Source organism: Providencia sp. PROV175 (assembly GCF_032707045.1).
Lineage (GTDB): Bacteria > Pseudomonadota > Gammaproteobacteria > Enterobacterales > Enterobacteriaceae > Providencia > Providencia hangzhouensis.
This window is the reverse complement of sequence record NZ_CP120533.1, coordinates 2195497-2216871: the sequence shown is the minus strand read 5'-3', so window position 1 is coordinate 2216871 and position 21375 is coordinate 2195497. Positions and strand designations below refer to the sequence as shown.

The 21375-nt window shown below is 37.9% G+C and carries 16 protein-coding genes and 1 other annotated feature; of the genes, 11 read left to right on the top strand and 5 right to left on the bottom strand.

The annotated features are described in order from the left end of the window. Positions 1 to 5 precede the first annotated feature (5 nt). Together cobO and P3L44_RS09725 are read left to right on the top strand one after the other, a co-directional pair. Positions 6 to 596: a cob(I)yrinic acid a,c-diamide adenosyltransferase gene (gene cobO / locus P3L44_RS09730; protein ID WP_112307152.1), complete on the top strand. Its 591-nt coding sequence runs from the start codon at positions 6 to 8 to the stop codon at positions 594 to 596. Between the two features lie 554 nt (positions 597 to 1150). Next, positions 1151 to 3298 carry a filamentous hemagglutinin N-terminal domain-containing protein gene (locus P3L44_RS09725; protein WP_272661937.1) on the top strand — a complete coding sequence of 716 codons (2148 nt, stop codon included), beginning with the start codon at positions 1151 to 1153 and terminating at the stop codon, positions 3296 to 3298. A gap of 222 nt (positions 3299 to 3520) precedes the next feature. Here the strand turns inward: P3L44_RS09725 and aphA are convergent, their stop codons facing one another. The 4 genes from aphA to rnm form a co-directional block, all read right to left on the bottom strand. Beyond that, positions 3521 to 4234, bottom strand: coding sequence for an acid phosphatase AphA (aphA, locus tag P3L44_RS09720; RefSeq protein WP_140172201.1), 714 nt, complete (start codon positions 4232 to 4234; stop codon positions 3521 to 3523). Positions 4235 to 4618: 384 nt separating this feature from the next. Next, complete coding sequence (gene rluB, locus P3L44_RS09715; protein ID WP_036958116.1) at positions 4619 to 5536, bottom strand: 23S rRNA pseudouridine(2605) synthase RluB; 918 nt, start codon at positions 5534 to 5536, stop codon at positions 4619 to 4621. A 200-nt stretch (positions 5537 to 5736) separates the two neighbouring features. Further along, complete coding sequence (locus P3L44_RS09710; protein WP_036957701.1) at positions 5737 to 6357, bottom strand: L-threonylcarbamoyladenylate synthase; 621 nt, start codon at positions 6355 to 6357, stop codon at positions 5737 to 5739. Positions 6358 to 6503: 146 nt separating this feature from the next. Continuing rightward, a complete protein-coding gene (gene rnm, locus P3L44_RS09705) occupies positions 6504 to 7403 on the bottom strand; it encodes an RNase RNM (protein ID WP_410480050.1) in 900 nt (299 codons plus the stop codon). A 139-nt stretch (positions 7404 to 7542) separates the two neighbouring features. Then, positions 7543 to 7644 (top strand) — a sequence feature (Trp leader region). Positions 7645 to 7670: 26 nt separating this feature from the next. Here rnm and P3L44_RS09700 point away from each other — a divergent pair. The 8 genes from P3L44_RS09700 to P3L44_RS09665 all read left to right on the top strand — a co-directional run bounded on the left by P3L44_RS09700 (position 7671) and on the right by P3L44_RS09665 (position 19187). Continuing rightward, entirely contained in the window at positions 7671 to 9245 is a 1575-nt protein-coding gene (locus P3L44_RS09700; RefSeq protein ID WP_140172202.1) for an anthranilate synthase component 1, read from the top strand. Continuing rightward, positions 9245 to 9856, top strand: coding sequence for a glutamine amidotransferase-related protein (locus tag P3L44_RS09695; protein ID WP_272661932.1), 612 nt, complete (start codon positions 9245 to 9247; stop codon positions 9854 to 9856). The genes P3L44_RS09700 and P3L44_RS09695 overlap by 1 nt, the downstream gene beginning before the upstream one ends. Positions 9857 to 9877: 21 nt before the next feature. Beyond that, on the top strand, positions 9878 to 10879 hold the full coding sequence (trpD, locus tag P3L44_RS09690) for an anthranilate phosphoribosyltransferase (RefSeq protein ID WP_140172204.1): 1002 nt from the start codon (positions 9878 to 9880) through the stop codon (positions 10877 to 10879). A 1-nt stretch (position 10880) separates the two neighbouring features. Then, a complete protein-coding gene (gene trpCF, locus P3L44_RS09685) occupies positions 10881 to 12272 on the top strand; it encodes a bifunctional indole-3-glycerol-phosphate synthase TrpC/phosphoribosylanthranilate isomerase TrpF (RefSeq protein ID WP_140172205.1) in 1392 nt (463 codons plus the stop codon). Positions 12273 to 12319: 47 nt separating this feature from the next. Beyond that, on the top strand, positions 12320 to 13510 hold the full coding sequence (trpB, locus tag P3L44_RS09680) for a tryptophan synthase subunit beta (RefSeq protein ID WP_094960531.1): 1191 nt from the start codon (positions 12320 to 12322) through the stop codon (positions 13508 to 13510). Further along, positions 13510 to 14316, top strand: coding sequence for a tryptophan synthase subunit alpha (trpA, locus tag P3L44_RS09675; RefSeq protein WP_140172206.1), 807 nt, complete (start codon positions 13510 to 13512; stop codon positions 14314 to 14316). Before trpB ends, trpA begins: the two co-directional genes overlap by 1 nt. A gap of 498 nt (positions 14317 to 14814) precedes the next feature. Next, positions 14815 to 16968, top strand: a complete 2154-nt coding sequence (locus tag P3L44_RS09670; RefSeq protein ID WP_272661931.1) for a filamentous hemagglutinin N-terminal domain-containing protein — start codon at positions 14815 to 14817, stop codon at positions 16966 to 16968. A gap of 536 nt (positions 16969 to 17504) precedes the next feature. Continuing rightward, the gene (locus P3L44_RS09665) at positions 17505 to 19187 is read left to right on the top strand and encodes a ShlB/FhaC/HecB family hemolysin secretion/activation protein (protein WP_272661930.1); all 1683 of its coding nucleotides are present in this window, start codon (positions 17505 to 17507) and stop codon (positions 19185 to 19187) included. Between the two features lie 331 nt (positions 19188 to 19518). Here the strand turns inward: P3L44_RS09665 and ompW are convergent, their stop codons facing one another. Continuing rightward, complete coding sequence (ompW, locus tag P3L44_RS09660) at positions 19519 to 20169, bottom strand: outer membrane protein OmpW (RefSeq protein ID WP_094960528.1); 651 nt, start codon at positions 20167 to 20169, stop codon at positions 19519 to 19521. A gap of 404 nt (positions 20170 to 20573) precedes the next feature. On the opposite strand from ompW, the gene P3L44_RS09655 reads away from it, so the two are divergent. Next, positions 20574 to 21326 carry a YciC family protein gene (locus P3L44_RS09655; RefSeq protein ID WP_140172209.1) on the top strand — a complete coding sequence of 251 codons (753 nt, stop codon included), beginning with the start codon at positions 20574 to 20576 and terminating at the stop codon, positions 21324 to 21326. Positions 21327 to 21375: the final 49 nt, after the last annotated feature.

The window sequence follows — 21375 nt, the reverse complement described above, 5'->3', positions numbered from 1 at the left end:
AAATGATGTCTCAAAGCCGACACGAAGAACGTCAACAACGTTTAAAAGAAAAAGTGGATGCACGAATTGAAGCCGCTCAAATTGAACGGGGTATCGTTATTGTCTTTACTGGAAATGGAAAAGGCAAAACGACAGCGGCATTTGGTACTGTTTGCCGTGCAGTAGGCCATGGTAAAAAAGCCGCTGTTGTTCAATTTATTAAAGGTGGCTGGGATAATGGTGAACGTGAACTGTTAGAACCCCAAGGCGTTCCCTTCTATGTTATGTCCACAGGGTTCACTTGGGAAACTCAAAACAAAGAGACAGACACCCTCGCCTGTATAGAAACTTGGCAATACGCCAAACAATTATTAAGTGACCCACAGTACGATTTAGTCATTTTAGATGAACTCACCTACATGGTAAGTTACCATTATCTCGAATTAGCAGAAGTGATCCAAGCATTACAAAGCCGCCCTGCCAATCAATCTGTTGTGATCACTGGCAGAGGTTGCCACCGAGATTTAATCGAATTAGCTGATACAGTAACAGAAATGCGCCCAGTGAAACATGCATTTGATATTGGGATTAAAGCTCAAAAAGGGATTGATTGGTAATCATCCGATAACAAAGTGCAATAATAAGGCGTTATTTTTTATTATTGCACTTCTAATCTATTTCACTAGCTATTTTTCTAACTAAGCCATCAGTTAACCTATAAAAAAGTTATTTAATACTTTTCATTGGTAACACTAATTTAGTGTGAACTCCATATTGGAAAATATTTTTTGGTAGTATGAGTTTTTTGCTAACTTTTGTTCATCAAGTATCACAATTATTTTATAACGATAAAGAATAAATATAAAAATAATTAATGCTATTTGTTGAAAATCTCCTCTTTAATTAAAATGATTACGTATTGCTACGTGAGTAAAATCCTCCTAACAGGCTAAAAATGCGTAAACACAACCTATTGATAAAAAACAAACTAATCTATAAAAATAGATATTACTCCGCTTTTATTCAGTTTTAGTTAGTTATCAATGAATAACGATATATTTACCCATGTTAACATTATTAATTTTATTTAGTTTTCTATTTAAGCATAATTAAACTGCAATAATGGATTGTTAGTTATCTTAGATTTTTCTATTTTATTTAAGGGATATATATGAAAAATGTTTCAAATTCTCATTTAAATTTCACAAAAATGAAATTAAATCCACTCTTTTTATGTGTTTCAATAATCGTTGGAACTACTACTGTTGCTCAAGCGGCAATTACACCAACTAATGGGGCTGGTATATTAAATCAAGGTAATGGGCCGACTGTCGTTTATATTAATAAACCAAGCCAGGCTGGTGTTTCCCATAATACCTATAGCCAATTCGATGTTGACCAAAAAGGCGTTATTTTAAATAACAGTGCAAAAAATTCTAATACGCTCATTGGCGGCAAAATTGGTGGCAATACCAATGTTGCTGGCGGGCGAGCTAAAGTTATCTTAAACGAAATAAATTCAAATGCGGCAACCACATTAAATGGCATGATTGAGGTTGCAGGTGGCAAAGCGCAAGTAATCGTTGCTAATGCGTCCGGAGTTACATGTAACAACTGTGGCTTTATCAACACCAATCGTACAACACTGACAACCGGTAAAGTAGAGCTAGCAAATGATGGCTCCATTGCTAACTATAATGTGCAGCAAGGTAAAATTGCCATCAATGGGAGATTAGATACCAATTCTCCGACAGATTTAATTGCACGTTCGGTGGCCATTAATGGCATTATTGATACACAGCGCATCAATGTGATAGCTGGAAGTAATCACGTCAATTCGGCTGGGGATGTGACGGGGACAGCCGCAGCAATTGGAACAAAACCCACTATTGGGATTGATGTTTCGTCGATTGGCGGTATGTATGCCAATAAAATCTCATTAATAGCCACTGAAACTGGCGTTGGTGTCAGTAATTTAGGGGATATTGGTACCTATAATGGCGCAATTTCTATTGATACCGCAGGAACGGTGAATAATACCAATGGTAATATGAACGCAGCGGGTGATATTGATATTAAAGCAGCAAGCCTTACCAATAACGGTCGCATTGCGGGTAATAAAAACGTCAATATTACCGTTGCAGGAACGGGTGTAATTAATAATGATAATGGTGATATCACATCCTATAACAATGATATTAATCTAAGTACATTAGGTACACTAAGCAACAATCGTGGTTCGATAATCGCTCTGCAGAATGTTAATACACTCTCTGATTCATTTGTAAATGATAATGGTATCGTTCAGTCTACTAAAGGTAATATCGACATTCATTCCATGAGTACAATTTACAACAGGGACAATCTCGCCAATCCAAATGATCCAGTAAAAGGATTCAATGCCGGGCGTGATATAACGATTAATGCCGTTCGTGTTGTGAATGAAAACTCCAATATTACTGCAGGGCGAGATAGCAAAATCAGCACGCAATCCGCAATTGATAACACATCAAATAGCAAAATTACTGCACAACGCCATGCAGACATCAGTACGATGTACTTAACGCAAACTAATTCTGAAATAAATGCCATTGATGGCCAGATGAATTTAGATGCGTCGGTATCACTCACTAATGCGGGAACGTCAACCATTCATAGTGGTCGCTTGATGAATATCAATGCTAACCAGCTCAATAACACCGGAGCGATTGTTTCAAATAACGGCAAATCCGTTATTAATGCTAATTCAATGAACAACCGTTCTGGCTATATCAAAGGACAAAATCTTACGATTAAAGCCTATAGTATTGATAACCAAGCAGGGTTAATTAATGCTGAAAATAATCTGGATATTGAAACCAGTTATTTGAACAACAGTTACAGTAGTGACTTTAAACTCATTAATACTAAATTTGGACTAACAAACCAAAATGGTGGCCTACAAACCAATAATGGAACTATTAAAGTTAAAGGTGATACGTTACATAATACCTATGGTTCTATTGCTGCAAATGTAGAAAATAATACCGCTGCACGTAATGATATTGACGTTAAGCTCAAAGCAACACTCAATAATAATTATGGAGAAATCAAAAGCGCTAATAGCCAGAAACTGGATGTTGGCACATTAGAAAACTATTCAGGAACAGTGGCCGCAGGTAAAAATCTCACCATTGATTCAAAAAATCGTATTAACAACCAATATGGTGCTTTACGCTCTACTAACACAACTAAAGTCACCAGCCCTATAATAAGTAATGGAACGACTGGAAGTATCACGGGTAACCGTGTGATTATTGATGCAGTTGTGACAAACTAATATATTACAACGATTAAAAAGGAGGTCATTAGACCTCCTGAGGTTGTTGACAAAGCAGGATAAAAGCGTGGTTTTTCCCGCTTTGTGTTATCAGCCGAAAATCAATAAATTGATTTTCCTAGTTTATTTTCAAAACCTATTAGACTTGCCGCCAAACATAATATGTTTGTCAGCAGTCTGAGGAGGTCATTAGACCTCCTTCTTTGCGTTGTATTTGTTAAATTAATATTCTGAATTAATCACAACCTCTTCCCCAAAGCGCCCTGCTTTTGGTAATGGTTGGTAAGATGAGTTTGCCGCACGTAAAACACGAACACCGCGAATGCCTAACTCATGTGCTGCTGCGATATCGGCATCAGCATCACCATAATATATGGTAAGTTTGTGATCACGCATCCAGCTCACTTTATTATTTTGCCCTGGTTCATCGCCCGCAAAAATAACAGGTTGCATTTTATCCGCAGGTATCGCTAAACCTTCTTGAACATATTTCGTCACTGTTTCCGTTTTTGTTTTCGTACGGCCAGTAATGAAATAAACAGTGTCACCGCGCTCTAAGTGCATTTTGACTAAATCAATACCCACTTGTTTTGGCATACTGAATTTGTCCCACTCATTATTCATTTTTTCCCAAAATTGTTGATTTTTGAGGTAGCTAAAATCGTTAGGTGAGAACTCTAATTTACCACGGTAAAAACCTGGACTTGAAAATAACACCGTATCATCGATATCAAACCCAACAGCCATAGGTGCTTTTCCTTCTAGGCTTTGTTTAATTTGTTCGATGGAAACCCAATGAATAGGCTGTTGTTGAGCAAGTTCAACAACGGTAACGCCGGGGCTTACGGTTTCTGGCATTGGAATTTTTGCTTGAGAGGTTGCCGTAAAACTCAATGCCAATGCAATCGCACTCAAAGTCAGTGTTATTTTTTTCATGTTTTGTCCTTATTCAGGTTTATCCACTTAAACCATTCTTTATTTATCTGGATAAACTGGGTAAGTAATAGGTTTATCTGTAAATTTGTCTTTATTATCAGTTAGCAACCCAACATTTTGTGAGTTACATCCCATAAGAAGGGGCATACTAAGACTTTTTATTACATTAAAATGAGACAAACATCTCATAAACATTATCTATTATTGATAGGTTTCATAATAATGTGAACTAGACCATTAATTTTCTAATTATCTATGTTGCATATAACTATTACTGTTTATAAGATTGATGATTACTGGAGTGGATGATTATTGGCGTGATCACATAAAAAAACGCAGAGAAATTACGCTCTGCGTTTTTATACTGAATAAAGAATAGCAAATTTAGATGCGAGTACGACGTTTCGCCGTTGGTCTTGATGATTGACGTTTTGATGCCGGACGCGATGCAACTTGTGTATGGCGTTTTACTGCACGGCGAATTTGGTTTGCTTTAATGCGACGTTGATCGCGCTCAACCGCAACCTTACTTTCCGTTTCCACCGGCAGTTCCACCAGCTCACGGAGATAGTTGGTTTGCTCTAAACCAAGCTCCGTCCATCCTCCACGTGGTAAACCTTTAGGTAAGTCGATGTCACCATAACGCACACGGATTAAACGGCTTACTTGTACACCAACAGACTCCCAAAGGCGACGAACTTCGCGGTTACGTCCTTCTGTTAAGGTGACATTAAACCATTGGTTCATCCCTTCTCCGCCACGGTAAGAAACCGTTTTAAAAGAGGCTGGGCCATCTTCCAACTGTACACCTTGTGTTAATTGACGAATTTTTGCATCGTTAATTTCACCAAACACACGCACTGCATATTCACGTTCAACTTCACGGCTAGGGTGCATTAAACGGTTAGCTAGCTCACCGTCTGTTGTGAATAACAATAAACCACTAGTGTTAACATCTAAACGGCCAACAGCAATCCACCGCGCCCCTGTTAACCGTGGTAAACGGTTAAAAACAGTTGGGCGCCCTTCAGGATCATGACGTGTGCATAACTCACCTTCTGGCTTGTAGTAAGCCATTACACGACAGATTTCCTTTTCAGGCTCTTTGATTGCTAATAAACGACCATCTAAACGAATTTTTGTTGCTGGTGTGACTTCAACACGGTCCCCTAGTGTCGCAATTTTGCCATCAACACTAATACGACCCGCTTGCAGGAATGTTTCGATTTCTCGACGAGAACCATGCCCTGAACGAGCAAGGATTTTCTGTAATTTTTCAGTTTTTTGCGGTTTTACGCTCATGTAACCCTCTGCTGTCGCCTTCACAGGCGTCAAATATCTTTTTGGCGCGCTATTTTTGCCGCGCCAAACAATAATGAATTTGAAAACCCGCGCATTATACACAGGTTTGTCCTGAACCCCTATTACTTATCTGTATATTGCACATTCAATACAATTTTAGTTAGTTCAGTACTGAATCTTAAGCTTCGATATATTTATACCTACTCAAAAGGCGTTGGATCCCCTGTTCCGACTCGCGCCACAACAGGCGTATCATCAGTAAAGTCAATCACAGTTGTTGGTTTTTGCCCAATATAACCACCATGTATCACCAAATCGACTTGTTTATCGAGTAAATCGCGGATTTCCTCAGGGTCTGATTGAGTGAAATCATCACCTGGCATAATCAAACTAGTTGACATCAACGGTTCACCAACAGCTTCGAGTAAATCTCGAGCAATCGGGTTCGACGGTACACGTAAACCAATAGTTTTACGTTTTTCATTCATTAAACGCCGTGGAACTTCTTTCGTTGCCCGCAAAATAAAGGTGTAATTACCTGGTGTATTATTTTTAATTAAACGGAAGACAGTGTTATCAACATGCGCATAATTCGATAGCTCAGAGAGATCTCTGCACATTAATGTGAAATTATGGTTAGCATCAAGCTGACGAATCCGACAGATACGTTGTAAAGCATCTTTTTCTTCTAAACGGCATCCAATGGCATATCCTGAATCTGTAGGATAAACAATCACTCCGCCTTTATTTAAAATTTCAACACTCTGGCTAATAAGTCTTGCCTGAGGATTGTCCGGATGGATATAAAAAAACTGGCTCATACATACCTCTAATTTTTGGGTATCGACAGCATCACCCGGCAAAAATACCTATAAATGCTACTATCTTTGAATTCCATAAGATGACTTACTCATTAATAAATCATCACTTATAATAATTATTTTACACTGCATTATTAATACATCAATTAATTAGCTGTTTTTACTGTATCCCAAAGTGTCCAAACAGCCTTGTCATCATCGGGCAACCATAAATTTCTGCCAAGCTCTATCCAAGAGCAAGGCCGATGAAAATCTGAACCAACGGATGTATACAAATTAGCATTATTGGCCAATTCTGCTAAATATTGCTTTTCATTTGGCGGTTGCTGGCAGTGAGAAACCTCCATAGCATCACCACCGCACTGTTTAAAATACGCAACCAACCGTTTTAACCATTTATTGGATAATTGATATTTAGACGGATGCGCTAATACCGCAACTCCCCCTGCGGCATGGATTGCGTCAATTGAGTCTTGAATTGTGCACCACTTCGCAGGCACATACCCTGTTTTCCCTTTCGATAAAAAACGTTTAAATACATTATTAATCGTTTTTTCTTTACCTATTTTCACAATATATTGTGCAAAATGTGCCCGCGTTACCTGCCCACCACCAGAAATACGTTGTGCATTTTCCCATGCATCGTCAATGCCTGCTTTTTGTAACCGCCTGCCCATCTCAATACCACGCTCTAAACGATGCTCAGATTGTGTTTTTAACAATTGAACCATCGCGGGATGTGAAGGCGAAAAATTTAAGCCCACTATATGTATTTCAATATTCTCCCAAAGTGTCGAAATTTCAACGCCATTGACTAGCTCAATTGGCCACTCATGTTCAGCAAGATAGCGGCGAGCCTCTAATACACCTTCACAGGTATCGTGGTCGGTAATCGCTAAAATATTAACCCCTTTTTCCACTGCACGTTCGATTAACTCAGCAGGAGTGAGGTCACCATCCGAAGCATTCGTATGGCTATGTAAGTCATAGCGAGTCACTAATGGCGACGAGGCTGTCGGCATATTGATATCTTCTCCTATTTCCATGAAAAACTATTTTTCCTAATAAATTAATAAAGTCCTTGACATAAATAGCGCGATCCAGTTAACTAGTACGCAAGACAGCTAAAGCTAAAAATAATCAGTTTATCCAGTGAGGCATACAATGACTTTATTAAACTTATCAAATCGTTGGTGGCGTGACTTCCCAAATTGGGCGGAAGCCGCACGCGCATAGTTATTGTATGTTTCAGTGCCAAACCCGCCCTTCCTAGGCGGGTTTTTTTATGTCAAAAATTAGCGTAAGGCAACATAATGAACGAACAAAACACCACATTAGCACATTTTAAGTATCTGGATAGCCCAATTAATTATCAGCCTGACCCAACATTATTATTTAATCATTTGTGTCATCAAGTTCCATCAACAATGCTGTTGGAATCCGCTGAAATTAATAATAAAGCCAACTTACAAAGCTTGTTGATTGTCAACAGCGCGCTACGTATTCGTGCTTTTGGCCAGCAAGTTGAAATAGAAGCGTTGACGCCAAATGGCCAGGCCTTATTACCTAAACTGTTAACTCAATTAACAGATTTAATCATGCATCATAGCATGCAAGAAAATAGTTTGACGGTAACGTTCAGCCAGCCTGCACAAGATTTAGACGAAGATAGCCGCCTGAAGGCTGCATCTAGCTTAGACGTTTTACGTGCACTACCCGCTCTTGCACAAGCCTATTCCACAAAACCTGAAAATCTGTTTGTTGGTGGGTTGTTTGCTTATGATTTAGTCGCGAGCTTTGAAGATTTACCCAAGGTAAATACCGTTAATCACTGCCCTGATTACTGTTTTTTTGTTGCTGAGCATTATTTAGTGATCGACCATCAAAATCAGGCTGCACGCCTAAAAAGTTGCCTATTTACGCAAAATGAGCAAGATGTCGAAACAGTTACGCAGCGTCACGCACAAATTATCGCTTCGTGCCGTCCATTCTTGCCAGCACTTCCTTTAGCAACTGCGCCTGAATTTGCCGTCTCGGTAAACAAAAATGACCCAGAATATGGGGAAATTGTCACCTCACTAAAAGAAGCCATATACCGCGGGGATATTTTTCAGGTTGTGCCTTCTCGTAAATTTACGATGCCGTGCTCACATCCCTTAATTGCGTACCAAAAACTCAAAGTACAAAACCCAAGTCCTTACATGTTCTACATGCAAGATGACGCATTTACACTCTTTGGGGCTTCCCCCGAAAGCGCACTCAAATATGCGACAGCAAATCGCAAAGTGGAAATTTATCCAATCGCCGGGACTCGCCCTCGTGGACGAAATGCCCAAGGTGAATTAGACCTTGATTTAGATAGCCGAATTGAGCTTTCCATGCGTTCTGATGAGAAAGAGCTTGCTGAACACATCATGCTCGTTGACTTAGCACGTAACGATTTAGCGCGTATTTGTGAAGCGGGTAGCCGTTACGTTGCTAACCTAACTAAGGTTGACCGCTATTCTTTCGTGATGCATTTGGTTTCTCATGTCGTGGGAACATTACGCCAAGATTTAGATGTTTTTCATGCATATCAAGCCTGTATGAATATGGGAACGTTAACGGGTGCACCAAAAGTAAAAGCAATGCAGCTGATTGCGCAATATGAACAAGAGCGCCGAGGATCATACGGGGGGGCTGTAGGATATTTTCAAGGAAATGGTGATTTTGATACTTGCATCGTTATTCGCTCCGCCTACGTAGAAAATGGCATTGCCACTGTACAAGCGGGAGGTGGTGTCGTTCTAGATTCCGTACCTCAAGCTGAAGCCGATGAAACCCGTAATAAGGCACGTGCAGTGATCCGTGCAATTGCCCAAGCACATCAAGTTAAGGAGTTATTCTAATGGCGAACATTTTACTGCTCGATAACGTTGACTCCTTTACTTATAACCTAGTAGACCAACTGCGCGCAGGTGGCCATAACGTGGTTATTTATCGCAATACAGTCAATGTAGAACATATTTTATCTGTATTAAATCAAATGATTTCACCGATACTAGTCTTATCACCCGGCCCTGGTAAACCGAGTGAAGCAGGTTCAATGCCAGAAGTATTAATGCGAGTAAAAGGCAAAATTCCTGTTATTGGTATTTGCTTAGGTCACCAAGCCATCGTTGAAGCTTATGGCGGAACGGTTTCAGCCGCAGGTGAAATTTTGCATGGTAAATCTTCGATTGCCACACATGATGGTTTAGCTATGTTTAATCATCTTGAAAACCCAATATCAGTGGCGCGTTACCACTCTCTTGTGGGTAGTCAAATTCCGGAAAGCTTAACCATTTGTGCCCATTCAAATGGCATGGTCATGGCTGTACGTAATGATAGCGATAGAGTTTGTGGATTCCAATTTCACCCAGAGTCCATTTTAACAACTCAAGGTAAACAGTTGTTAGAAAACACCGTGGCATGGGCTCTTTCTACTCCCAATGCAATCGAATCCACTCATTCGCACTAACGGAATACTAAAGAGCCAATTATGCAAAATATTTATGATAAATTATTTAAAGCGCAGCCGCTAACTCAACAAGAAAGCCAGTACTTGTTTAATGCCATTATTCAAGGTGAATTAACAGAACCTCAGTTAGCCGCTGTGTTAATCAGTATGAAAATGCGTGGCGAACAACCACAAGAAATTGCGGGTGCCGCTCTAGCTTGTTTAGAAAATGCACAACCCTTTCCCCGCCCTAACTACCTATTCAGTGATATTGTTGGTACAGGGGGAGATGGTGCAAATAGTATTAATATTTCAACAGCAAGTGCCTTTGTTGCTGCTGAATGTGGTATTAAAATAGCCAAGCATGGTAATCGTAGTGTTTCGAGCCGTTCAGGTTCTTCAGATTTACTGGCTGCCTTTGGTATCGCTCTTGATCTCAGTGCGCAAAGCGCTCGTGACGCATTAGATGAGCTTGGTGTTTGTTTTTTATTTGCACCGCAATACCATAGTGGGTTCCGCCATGCGGCCCCTGTACGCACTCAATTGAAAACCCGAACGTTATTTAATGTATTGGGGCCATTAATCAATCCGGCTCGTCCGCCAATTGCCCTTATCGGAGTTTACCAAGAATCATTAGTAAAACCGGTGTCTGAAACATTACAGATGCTTGGTTTCACCCGTGCAGCTGTGGTACACAGTGGAGGGATGGATGAGGTTTCATTACATGCAGTGACTCAAGTCGCTGAATTAAAAGATGGCAAAGTACAACATTACCAATTAACTGCAGATGATTTTGGGTTAGAACCGTATCAATTACGTGACTTAGAAGGCGGAACACCAGATGAAAACCGCGTGTTACTTAGTAACTTGCTTCAAGGCCATGGGCAAGCTGCTCACGAAGCTGCTGTAGCAGCCAATGTCGCCATGTTGATGCGTATTAATGGCCATGAAGACTTAAAACAAAACAGCGAACACGCACTCGCAATTATTCGTAGCGGTAAAGCATTTGACCGCGTCACAGCACTCGCGGCAAGGAACCAATAAAATGAAAGCGACAGTCTTACAAAAAATTGTTGATGATAAAGTTGATTATTTAATCGAACGTAAAGCCAAGCAGCCATTAGAAAGCTTTATTGCTGGTATTCAACCTAGCCAGCGTAGTTTCTATAACGCACTAAGCGCAAAACGCCCTGTATTTATTTTAGAGTGCAAAAAAGCATCGCCTTCAAAGGGGTTGATTCGTGCTGACTTCGATCCCGCTGTGATAGCTAAAACTTATGCGCCCTACGCATCCGCGATTTCCGTTCTTACTGATGAAAAATATTTTCAAGGGAATATGGATTACTTAACGATTGTCAGTAATACCGTAAAACAACCCGTGTTATGCAAAGATTTCATCATTGACCCATACCAAATCTACCTTGCACGTTACTACCAAGCGGATGCCATTTTACTCATGTTATCTGTCTTAAATGATGATGAATATAAAGCGTTAGCAGAGGTCGCTCATCAACTTAATATGGGAATATTAACGGAAGTCAGTAATGAAGAAGAATTAGAGAGAGCAATTCGGTTACAAGCCAAGGTTGTTGGTATCAATAACCGTGATTTACGTGACCTTTCTATTGATTTAAACCGAACTCGTGAACTCGCCCCTCAATTAACTGAAGGCACCATTGTGATCAGTGAGTCAGGTATTCACCAACACCAACATATTCAGTCGCTGAAACAATTTGCTAATGGTTTTTTAATCGGTAGCGCCTTAATGGAGCAAGCTGACCTAGATAAAGCCATTCGAAACTTGTTAGTAGGAGAACATAAAGTCTGTGGTTTAACCCGCGAGCAAGATGCAAAAGCCGCATTTGAAGCGGGAGCACACTATGGTGGATTAATTTTTGCTGATACCTCCCCTAGAAAAGTGACATTGTCACAAGCGCAGAATATCATCCATGCAGCGCCTTTAAAATATGTCGGTGTTTTCCGCAATCAGTCCGCGGATTTTGTTGCTCATATCGCCAAGCAACTTGCATTATCTGCGGTACAATTACATGGTGAAGAAGATACTTCTTATATCAATACGTTAAAAACATTTTTACCAAACTACTGTGAAGTTTGGAAGGCGCTTGATATGTCACGAACAACTCTAAATGACTACGATACACAAGGTATTGATGTGTTATTGCTGGATAATGGCTCTGGTGGTACTGGCAAAACCTTCGATTGGTCAGCAATCCCCTCATCCACAACACAGAAATTAATGATAGCGGGAGGGCTTACCCCTGATAACTGCCTAGACGCAGCTAAGTTATTGTGCAACGGATTAGACTTTAATTCAGGGGTTGAAATTGAACCTGGTATAAAAAGTCAACAAAAAATAAATTTGGTATTGTCAACGTTGTTAGCCAAATCAACGGCTCATCAATACACAACGAAATGAAAGACTCCAACACCAATTAATGTAACTGATAAAATGGACAATAAATAATGAGCAAATTAGATCCGTATTTTGGCGAGTTTGGTGGGCAATATGTCCCAGAAATTCTTATTCCTGCATTAAACCAATTAGAAGACGCGTTTATCGACGCACAGAATGATGATGAATTTATTCGTGAGTTTCACGACTTACTAAAAAACTATGCAGGTCGCCCTACTGCGCTAACGTTATGTAAAAATCTAACCGCAGGTACGAAAACAAAATTATATTTAAAGCGGGAAGATTTACTGCACGGCGGTGCCCATAAGACTAACCAAGTATTAGGCCAAGCACTACTTGCTAAGCGAATGGGGAAAACTGAAATAATTGCAGAAACAGGCGCTGGGCAGCACGGCGTTGCGACAGCACTGGCTTGTGCATTACTGAACATGAAATGCCGTATTTATATGGGTGCCAAAGATGTAGAACGCCAGTCTCCCAATGTATTTCGAATGAAATTAATGGGCGCTGAAGTTATTCCAGTTTACAGCGGTTCAGCCACATTGAAAGATGCCTGTAATGAAGCATTAAGGGACTGGTCTGGCAGCTATGATAAAGCTCATTATTTATTAGGAACCGCGGCGGGGCCACACCCTTACCCAACAATTGTACGTGAATTCCAACGTATGATTGGTGATGAAGCAAAACAACAAATTCTCGAAAAAGAAGGCCGTTTACCTGATGCTGTCGTTGCCTGTATTGGTGGTGGTTCAAATGCAATCGGCTTATTTGCCTCTTTTATTCCAGAAGAAGATGTGAAACTAATCGGTGTGGAACCTGCTGGATTAGGTATTGAATCCGGCCAACATGGTGCCCCGTTAAAACATGGCCGTGTCGGGATTTATTTCGGTATGAAATCGCCAATGATGCAAACCAATGAAGGTCAAATTGAAGAATCCTATTCTATCTCTGCAGGATTAGATTTCCCTTCTGTCGGCCCTCAGCATGCCCATTTAAACAGTATTGGTCGTGCTGAATATGTTTCCATTACCGATGATGAAGCTTTAAATGCTTTTAAATTATTATCACGTAAGGAAGGAATTATTCCTGCATTAGAATCATCTCATGCACTCGCTTATGCATTAAAAATGGCAGAGCAAGAACCTAATAAAGAACAGTTATTAATCGTCAATTTGTCTGGCCGTGGTGATAAAGATATTTTTACGGTACATGATATTTTAGCCAGCAAAGGAGAAATCTAATGGAACGCTACACCCAACTTTTTGAACATTTAGCTCAGAAGAATCAAGGCGCATTTGTTCCATTCGTCACTTTAGGTGACCCAGATGCTGAGTTATCATTAAAAATTGTCGATGCTTTGATTGCTGGTGGTGCTGATGCATTAGAGATTGGTATTCCATTTTCTGATCCACTGGCAGATGGCCCAACTATCCAAAATGCAAATTTGCGTGCATTTAAAAGTGAAATTACCCCAACAATTTGTTTCGAACTACTCCGTCGTATTCGAGAAAAACACCCTACTATTCCTATTGGCTTATTAGTCTATGCAAATTTAGTTTTTACGAATGGTATTGAAAATTTTTATATTCGCTGCGAAAAAGCAGGTGTTGATTCTGTATTAGTTGCAGATGTCCCTATGTCTGAATCAAAAACATTTCGCGAAGCGGCGCTAGCTCACAATATTGCACCCATTTTTATTTGCCCACCAAATGCTAATGATGAGCTACTGCAACAGATCGGGAAATATAGCCAAGGTTATACTTATTTATTATCTCGTGCAGGCGTGACAGGTACTGAAAAAAGAGCAGAAATGCCTTTGACTCATTTAATAAGTCAATTAAACCAATATAAAGCAGCTCCTGCCTTGCAAGGTTTTGGAATATCAGAACCGGAACAAGTCAGAGAAGCCATTAAAAATGGTGCTGCTGGTGCGATTTCAGGTTCCGCAGTAGTTAAAATTATCGAAAATAACCTCAATCGACCTGATGTTATGCTTAAATCATTAACGGAGTTTGTTGAAAATATGAAAGCCGCAACACAAAGGTAGATGGACGAATAAAGAGTAATCAAGTCATATTCATATTTAATGACTTGATTACTAAAATAAGATAATTAATTTTAAAATACTCTACTTTGACTATTTTAGTATTATTTTCATTTCGACAATAAAAATACGCCAAAATATACTCGACCTTATTCGAATAAAAAAATCTTACATCATAAAAAACCACCAATCATAATATTTATTAATACAATACGCTAATGTCAAAATCAATAGCTACGTGTTATTACACTGGTGTTTTTTCGTATTAAATCCGTAGCGGAGTAATCGCTACCAATTGATTTAAATGATTATTTTCAGGTTAAATATATAATATACCATTTATGTTATAATATAGATATTTTACTCTTCTTACATTCCCCAGCACCGACTTAAGTACAATTAAATTTTAATGAAAATTAATATCATGCATAATTCTTATGCTTTAATGGAATTTTTATTAGCTATTTTTAATTTTATCTATAGTCTATTTTAGGGATATTTATGAAACATTCTTCCAACCATTCAATTACTCATCCTATGATGAAAATTAAACCACTCTTTTTAAATGTATCTATTATTTTAGGTTCAATATCTATTGCTCACGGTGCGGTTATTAATACCAATGGTGCTGGTGTTATAAATCAAAGCAATGGCCCTACTATTGTGCAGATTAAAGGAGCAAGTGACAAAGGTGTCTCACATAACATTTATAGCCAATTTGATGTTGACCAAAAAGGGGTTATTTTAAATAATAGCGCAACAAATACGAATACCAGTTTGGGCGGACAAATCAATGGAAACCTAAATTTAAATAATGGTAATGGCCCCGCAAAAGTCATTTTGAATGAAGTTAATTCAAATAAAGCAAGCACCTTAGGTGGTATGATTGAAGTCGCTGGTGATAAAGCACAAGTTATCGTTGCTAACGCATCTGGCATCACATGTAATAACTGTGGTTTTATCAATACCGATCGTGTGACACTCACAACGGGTAAACCAATTGTCGCTGGAGGTGAAGTTCTTGGATACAACGTTTCAAATGGTCAAATCACGATAAACAACCGTCTACAGTCAGACTCACCAACAGATATCATCGCTCGTTCGGCAGTTATTCGTGGAAATATTACAGCTAAAGAAATTAATGTTATTACTGGTAATAACTTTGTTGATGCAGATGCAACTAACATCACTAAACTACCAGGCTCAAATTCAACACCTCGTGTTGGTATTGATGTTGCCGCTATGGGTGGTATGTACGCAGATAAAATTACTTTAGTTTCTACTGAGAGTGGAGCTGGTGTCTCTAACCTAGGTATGTTATCAGCAGGTTCAGGTGGTATTAAAATAGATTCGACGGGACTAGTTTATAACCAAAATGCACTAATGAATTCGAATGGAACCATCGATATTAAATCTAACGGTTTATATAACAACTCATCCATCGTTGCTCAAGGTGATATAAGTATCAACAATCACAATACAGTTATTAGCAACAATGCGGGATTAATTAAATCTAACGGTGGTAATATCAAAATCGCCGCTGGTACTATCAATAACAACCAGAGGGGGGTTATTCATGCACAGCAAGATATAGAAATTAATACAAATCATTTAACTAACAACAACGGCTCAATTAAAACTAAACAAGGCAATATTGATATTACTTCTACAAACTCTATAGATAATTCATATTCTATCTATCATGGCGCTATCAATGAGCCTGAGCGTGGTATCAGAGCCGGTGGGAAATTAACCATCGATACTACCAAACTCCATAACAATAATTCAGTTCTTTCAGGACAGGACGTTGCATTAACAGGGCGTTATATTATTACTAATGATAGTAATGGCCAAATTATCGCAAAAAGAAGAATCGATATTGATGCTGAAACACTACAAAACCAGAATGCTTTGATAAAATCAACTAACGGCCAAACTAATATTACGCTATCAAGTAATTTATTAAATAACCGTTATGGTGTTATTGATAGTGGTAAGGCATTAAATATTAATGCAAATATCCTTTACAATGACGGTTCACTCATTTCAAATGCAGGTAAATCTAAATACAATGTAACTACTTTAAATAATCAAAATGGGTATATCAAAGGGAACAACCTTAATATCAAAGCAACTTATGTTGGAAATGATAAAGGCTTAATTACTGCAGACTCTAATGTTGTCATAAATTCGAGTCAGATAGATAACACTAATTCCGCACAATTCAATAATAGCGGAAATATCTTCGGTGCTGCCGGCTATACTGGTGGTATCTATGCCAAAAATGGTTCTGTAACTATCAAAGGAACTAATTTAAATAATAAATATGGAATTATCTCAGCTAATACGTTCCAAAATGCAGGAACTGATGGCGATGTTAAAATTAACTTAAAAAACAACCTTGAAAATAGCTACGGAAAAATCCTAGCGTCTAAAACCATTAACTTGGATATGAATAGGTTAAATAATACCTATTCTGGCTTTATCCGTGCTGGTAAAGATCTCTCCATTAACGCATTTAGCCGCGTAGAAAACAACAATGGGGTATTAAGTTCATATGGAAAAACTGAGATTACAAGCCCTGTAATTTACAATGGTCCTTATGGCCGCATCTTAGGCTCTACTGTCGTTTTAAACACATCTAATTATTACTAATTAGATGATTCAGGAGGCCTTTGGTCTCCTGATTCATGATACCTACCTTATATTCACTTAGCTAAAAAACCCGATAGTTATTATTTCTTATTTAAATATTTAATGGTTAAAACATACTAATGTTTATCTTATTTCCCCTTTCATTTTCGTGTTTATACATCTAAGTATAAAACCCTATTCACCCTATAACGGAGTAAATATTACCTTTTGATTTCATTAAAAAAACAATCGCATCTAAAAATATAAAACCATAACTAAATCAATATTAGCATTAACCTCCCATTTTGTTTTTCATTAGTTAGTTAATATAATTAATTTTTAATAAATTTAAATTTAAAGCATAATCTTAGTAATTTCAAATCAGCTAAAAATAAATATTTTCATAACGACAATTTTATTATAAGGAGATATATGAAAACCGTCTTAAAATGCTAACAATGCTATACATAGATAAGATAATTCTCATATAAGATAGAAATTATTTTCTACAAGCCTCTTCTAATTATATTTTAATCATAAGAATATATGTGGTAACCATGAATTTTCGATTTATTTTTTTATCTGCAACTTTATTATCTTTTCCATTATACGTATCAGGTAATACTGCACAAATTATTGACCAACAAATCAATAACCAAACCAGCCAAGATCGCTCTCGCCAACAACAGACTCAACTAGAAACTAAAGATGTCTTAGGTAAAACAAGAGAGCGGTCAAATAATATTTTAGTTTTCGATGATGAAAAAGATTGCTTTCAAATGAAGCAAGTCATTTTGCTCTCTGAACCTAAACTCCCTTCTATGCGTCCTCTTGAAACATATGTAAACCAAGTTGTTGGTGTATGCATTGGTATTAATGGCGTTGAAACTTTAGCAAAGGGCTTACAAGATAAAATAATTAAATCAGGCTATGTCACAACACGAGTTAATATTCCAGAACAAAACATCAGTGAGGGTATTTTAACGCTCCAGATTATTCCAGGTAAAGTTGCGAATGTAAAACTTGCAGAAGGTAGCGACACTTATATTACGTTAGGTGCGATTATGCCTGCTAAAGAAGGGGATATTCTGAATATTCGTGACATCGAACAAGGCTTAGAGAACCTTGAGCGGATACCGGGTGCTAAAGTGAATATAGAGCTAGCACCGGGTAAAGAGTTTTCCACATCTGATATTTCCATACAAAGAGAAAAATCATCTCACTTTAACGTAGGTGGATATTACAATAACTCAGGAAGCCGCCAAACGGGTAAAGATCAAGTCGGAGTGACTTTGTATGCTAACAATTTAACGAGTTTAAATGACACAATATATGTTTCAGCAGGAAAAAATTTAAAAAACCAAGCCCGCTACAGCACCAGTAATACTGCAATTTATTATGCCGTACCTTACAACTACTGGCTTTTTTCATTGTATGCAAGCAAAAGCGACTATAAACAAACTATTAATGACTCCGTATTTAGCTATAAGTATTATGGTGATAGTAAATATTATAATGCTACGGCGAGTAATGTTTTCTTGCGTGGGCAAACGTTCAAAGACACTGCATCAATTCAACTAATTAAAAGAAAATCAAAATATAAATTAGAGGATGTCGCCCTACTTTCCCAACAACGTGACCTTACCAGCCTTAAGCTCGGTGTTAACCACCGTCAAAACATCAATAATTCAACTATCGATGCTTCAATATATTATCAACGTAATGTACCTTGGTTTGGTGCCGAAGAAAGCTGGGATATGAAATATGGTGATGTCAGCAAAATGAGCCGTGTTTATACTGCCGATATTTCAGGAATGTTTCCCTTCGCCTTTGATAATTTTATTATGAGTTATAATCCACAACTGTTTATACAATACTCACGAGACCGCTTAACCATTCAAGATCAATTTTCGTTAGGTAACCGTTGGACGGTTCGTGGTTTTGACGAAGAATTTTCCCTAATAGGTGATAAGGGTTTTTATTTACGCAATGAGTTTAACTTTTATATTCCTGGCTTCTCCATCTATCCATACTATGCTCTTGACTATGGACGTGTATTCGGCGGTGTTTATCCGTTAGGTCTCTATTCTGATGACCAATTATTAGGAATGGCTATAGGCATGAGAGGTAATGTTAATATATTTAGTTATGACTTATTCTTAGGTGCCCCACTTTATAAGCCGGACGAATATGAAACCAGTAGCGTCAATGCTGGGTTAAATGTGCAATGGTTTTGGTAATTTAATATTGTAAATTTGAATAATATCTTAAAGCTGAATACGCCCCTGTATTCGGCTTTTTATTTCAAGGTAATTAGTCTCAATACTTTTATTAATTACCCTAAATAAAGATAATCAATAAGTACCTTTACTTTATTATCACTCTATAACACTAATTAATATATTATAAATATCATTATCATAATTTGTTTTTTATGATAATCATTTGTTAAATATATGTTCAAGCTTAATGGTAATTGAAAAATCCGAGAATACGAATATTCTCGGATTTCCTACTTCTCTCTAGTCCTTCAGAATTCAGGTATTACCTGTATTGCATCCTATCAAATTCTTAGAAACGGTAACCCGCACCGAACATAAATACAAATGGGTCTAAACGAGTATTAACTTTATACTGTTCACCACCCGCTTTAAATTTCACATCACTCTCAATATTCATCCACCAAAGAGAAGCGTTTAACATCCAGTTATCAGTCAGCATGTAATCCATACCTGCTTGTGCCGCGAAGCCCCACGAGCTTGATAGATCTAGATCAGATAAGCCTGCAGTTTTTCCGGTAGAGTTAAATTTCTCATCAAAGAAGAAAGTATAGTTAACACCGGCACCTAAATAAGGGCGTAATTTATCTTCTTTACTACCAAAATAATACTGCGCCATTAATGTTGGTGGTAAATGTTTTACCGTTGCAATATTACCTGTAGGGCCTGTACCAACTTTATGTTCAAACGGAGTTGCTGCTAATAATTCCACACCGATATTATCAGTGATCATATACCCAAACGTTAAACCTAATTGAGTATTATTATTTGCATCAAAGGTACCTAAATTACCTAATCCATTAATTTTAACATCATCTCCTCCGACATTAGGTCTGACTGTTGCAGTACCCGCGCGAAAAAGAAAATCGCCAGCTTCATGAGCAATAGAAACTGCTGGAGCTAAAGTTGCAGCAGCTAATACAAGCGCAGTGAGTTTTTTCATTATCAATCCCATTCCTGTGTTTTTATTTTAGGAAAATATACCTTATTATTTAAATTGATGTTCAAATCAAGATCACATCTTTTACTAATTTAGAGGTAAACCAATAAATATGGATTTATTATTTCATTTATTATTTTTTAAATTTTGATTTAAATCAATTTTTGGAAGATAACTAACAAAATAAAAATTTGATTTCGAAATATATATATTTATTTCGAAACTTAAACATATATTAAAAATACAACTTATATAGTTTCATTTCTTTGGCTAATTAAATTCAATCATTATGTCCATTATATTTGTCTTAACCTCCCGAATTTTATTATCTTTCTCTACCTCTAGGCGTGATACTCGGTTACAATTGGCATAAATTTTTGATCCCGTTTGTAGATAGGAGCAGTGTCATGTCCATTTCGGCCAACTCACTCATTAGTGATAGTATCAATTTCTTTAAAAATCAATTGAGTGGCCTCTTCACCATCGTGCTTTTAGCCACCGTAGTGAGCCTCGTTATCTATGCGGTGATGATCCCAAGTGAACAGATGATAGGTGTTCTTGCTCAAGCACAAAGTAAAATGATTGAATCTGGTAATTCGGGGTTACAAGACTGGATTCTAAATCTATCTGAAGAAGATAAAAGTAGTATTTTGCGTGTTTCTTTTGGATTGATTCTCTCCGTCACTCTTGGCAGTTTGTTCCTTATTTGTGGCACATTATCCTATATCTCAGGGATGTCTCGTGGCGAAGATATGACAGGACTTCAAGCGATAACATCATCACTGAACAAAGCGCCTTCTATGTTTCTTCTGTTGGTCGTTTGCTCGCTGCTTATCCAATTAGGCATCACAATTATGGTTCTACCTGGTATCGTGCTAGCCATTGGTTTTTCCTTAGCGCCAGCAATTTTAATGACAGAAAATACCAACCCATTTAGTGCGATGGGAAAAAGCTGGAAATTGGCTTATGCAAATTGGCGTGTCGCTTTACCGATGATTTTAATTTGGATGGCCGTTCAAATGCTTATCAGTGTTCTATTGGGTAACCTTAATATGAATCATATTGCGATTAATGGTATCTCCTTTTTACTCAATAATGTTGTAGCCGCATTTGCTTTAATTTACTTTTATCGTTTATATATGCTAATCACAAAAAATTGATCTCGCTGATAAAAAGGTATCATTTGATACCTTTTTATTTACGTTATTT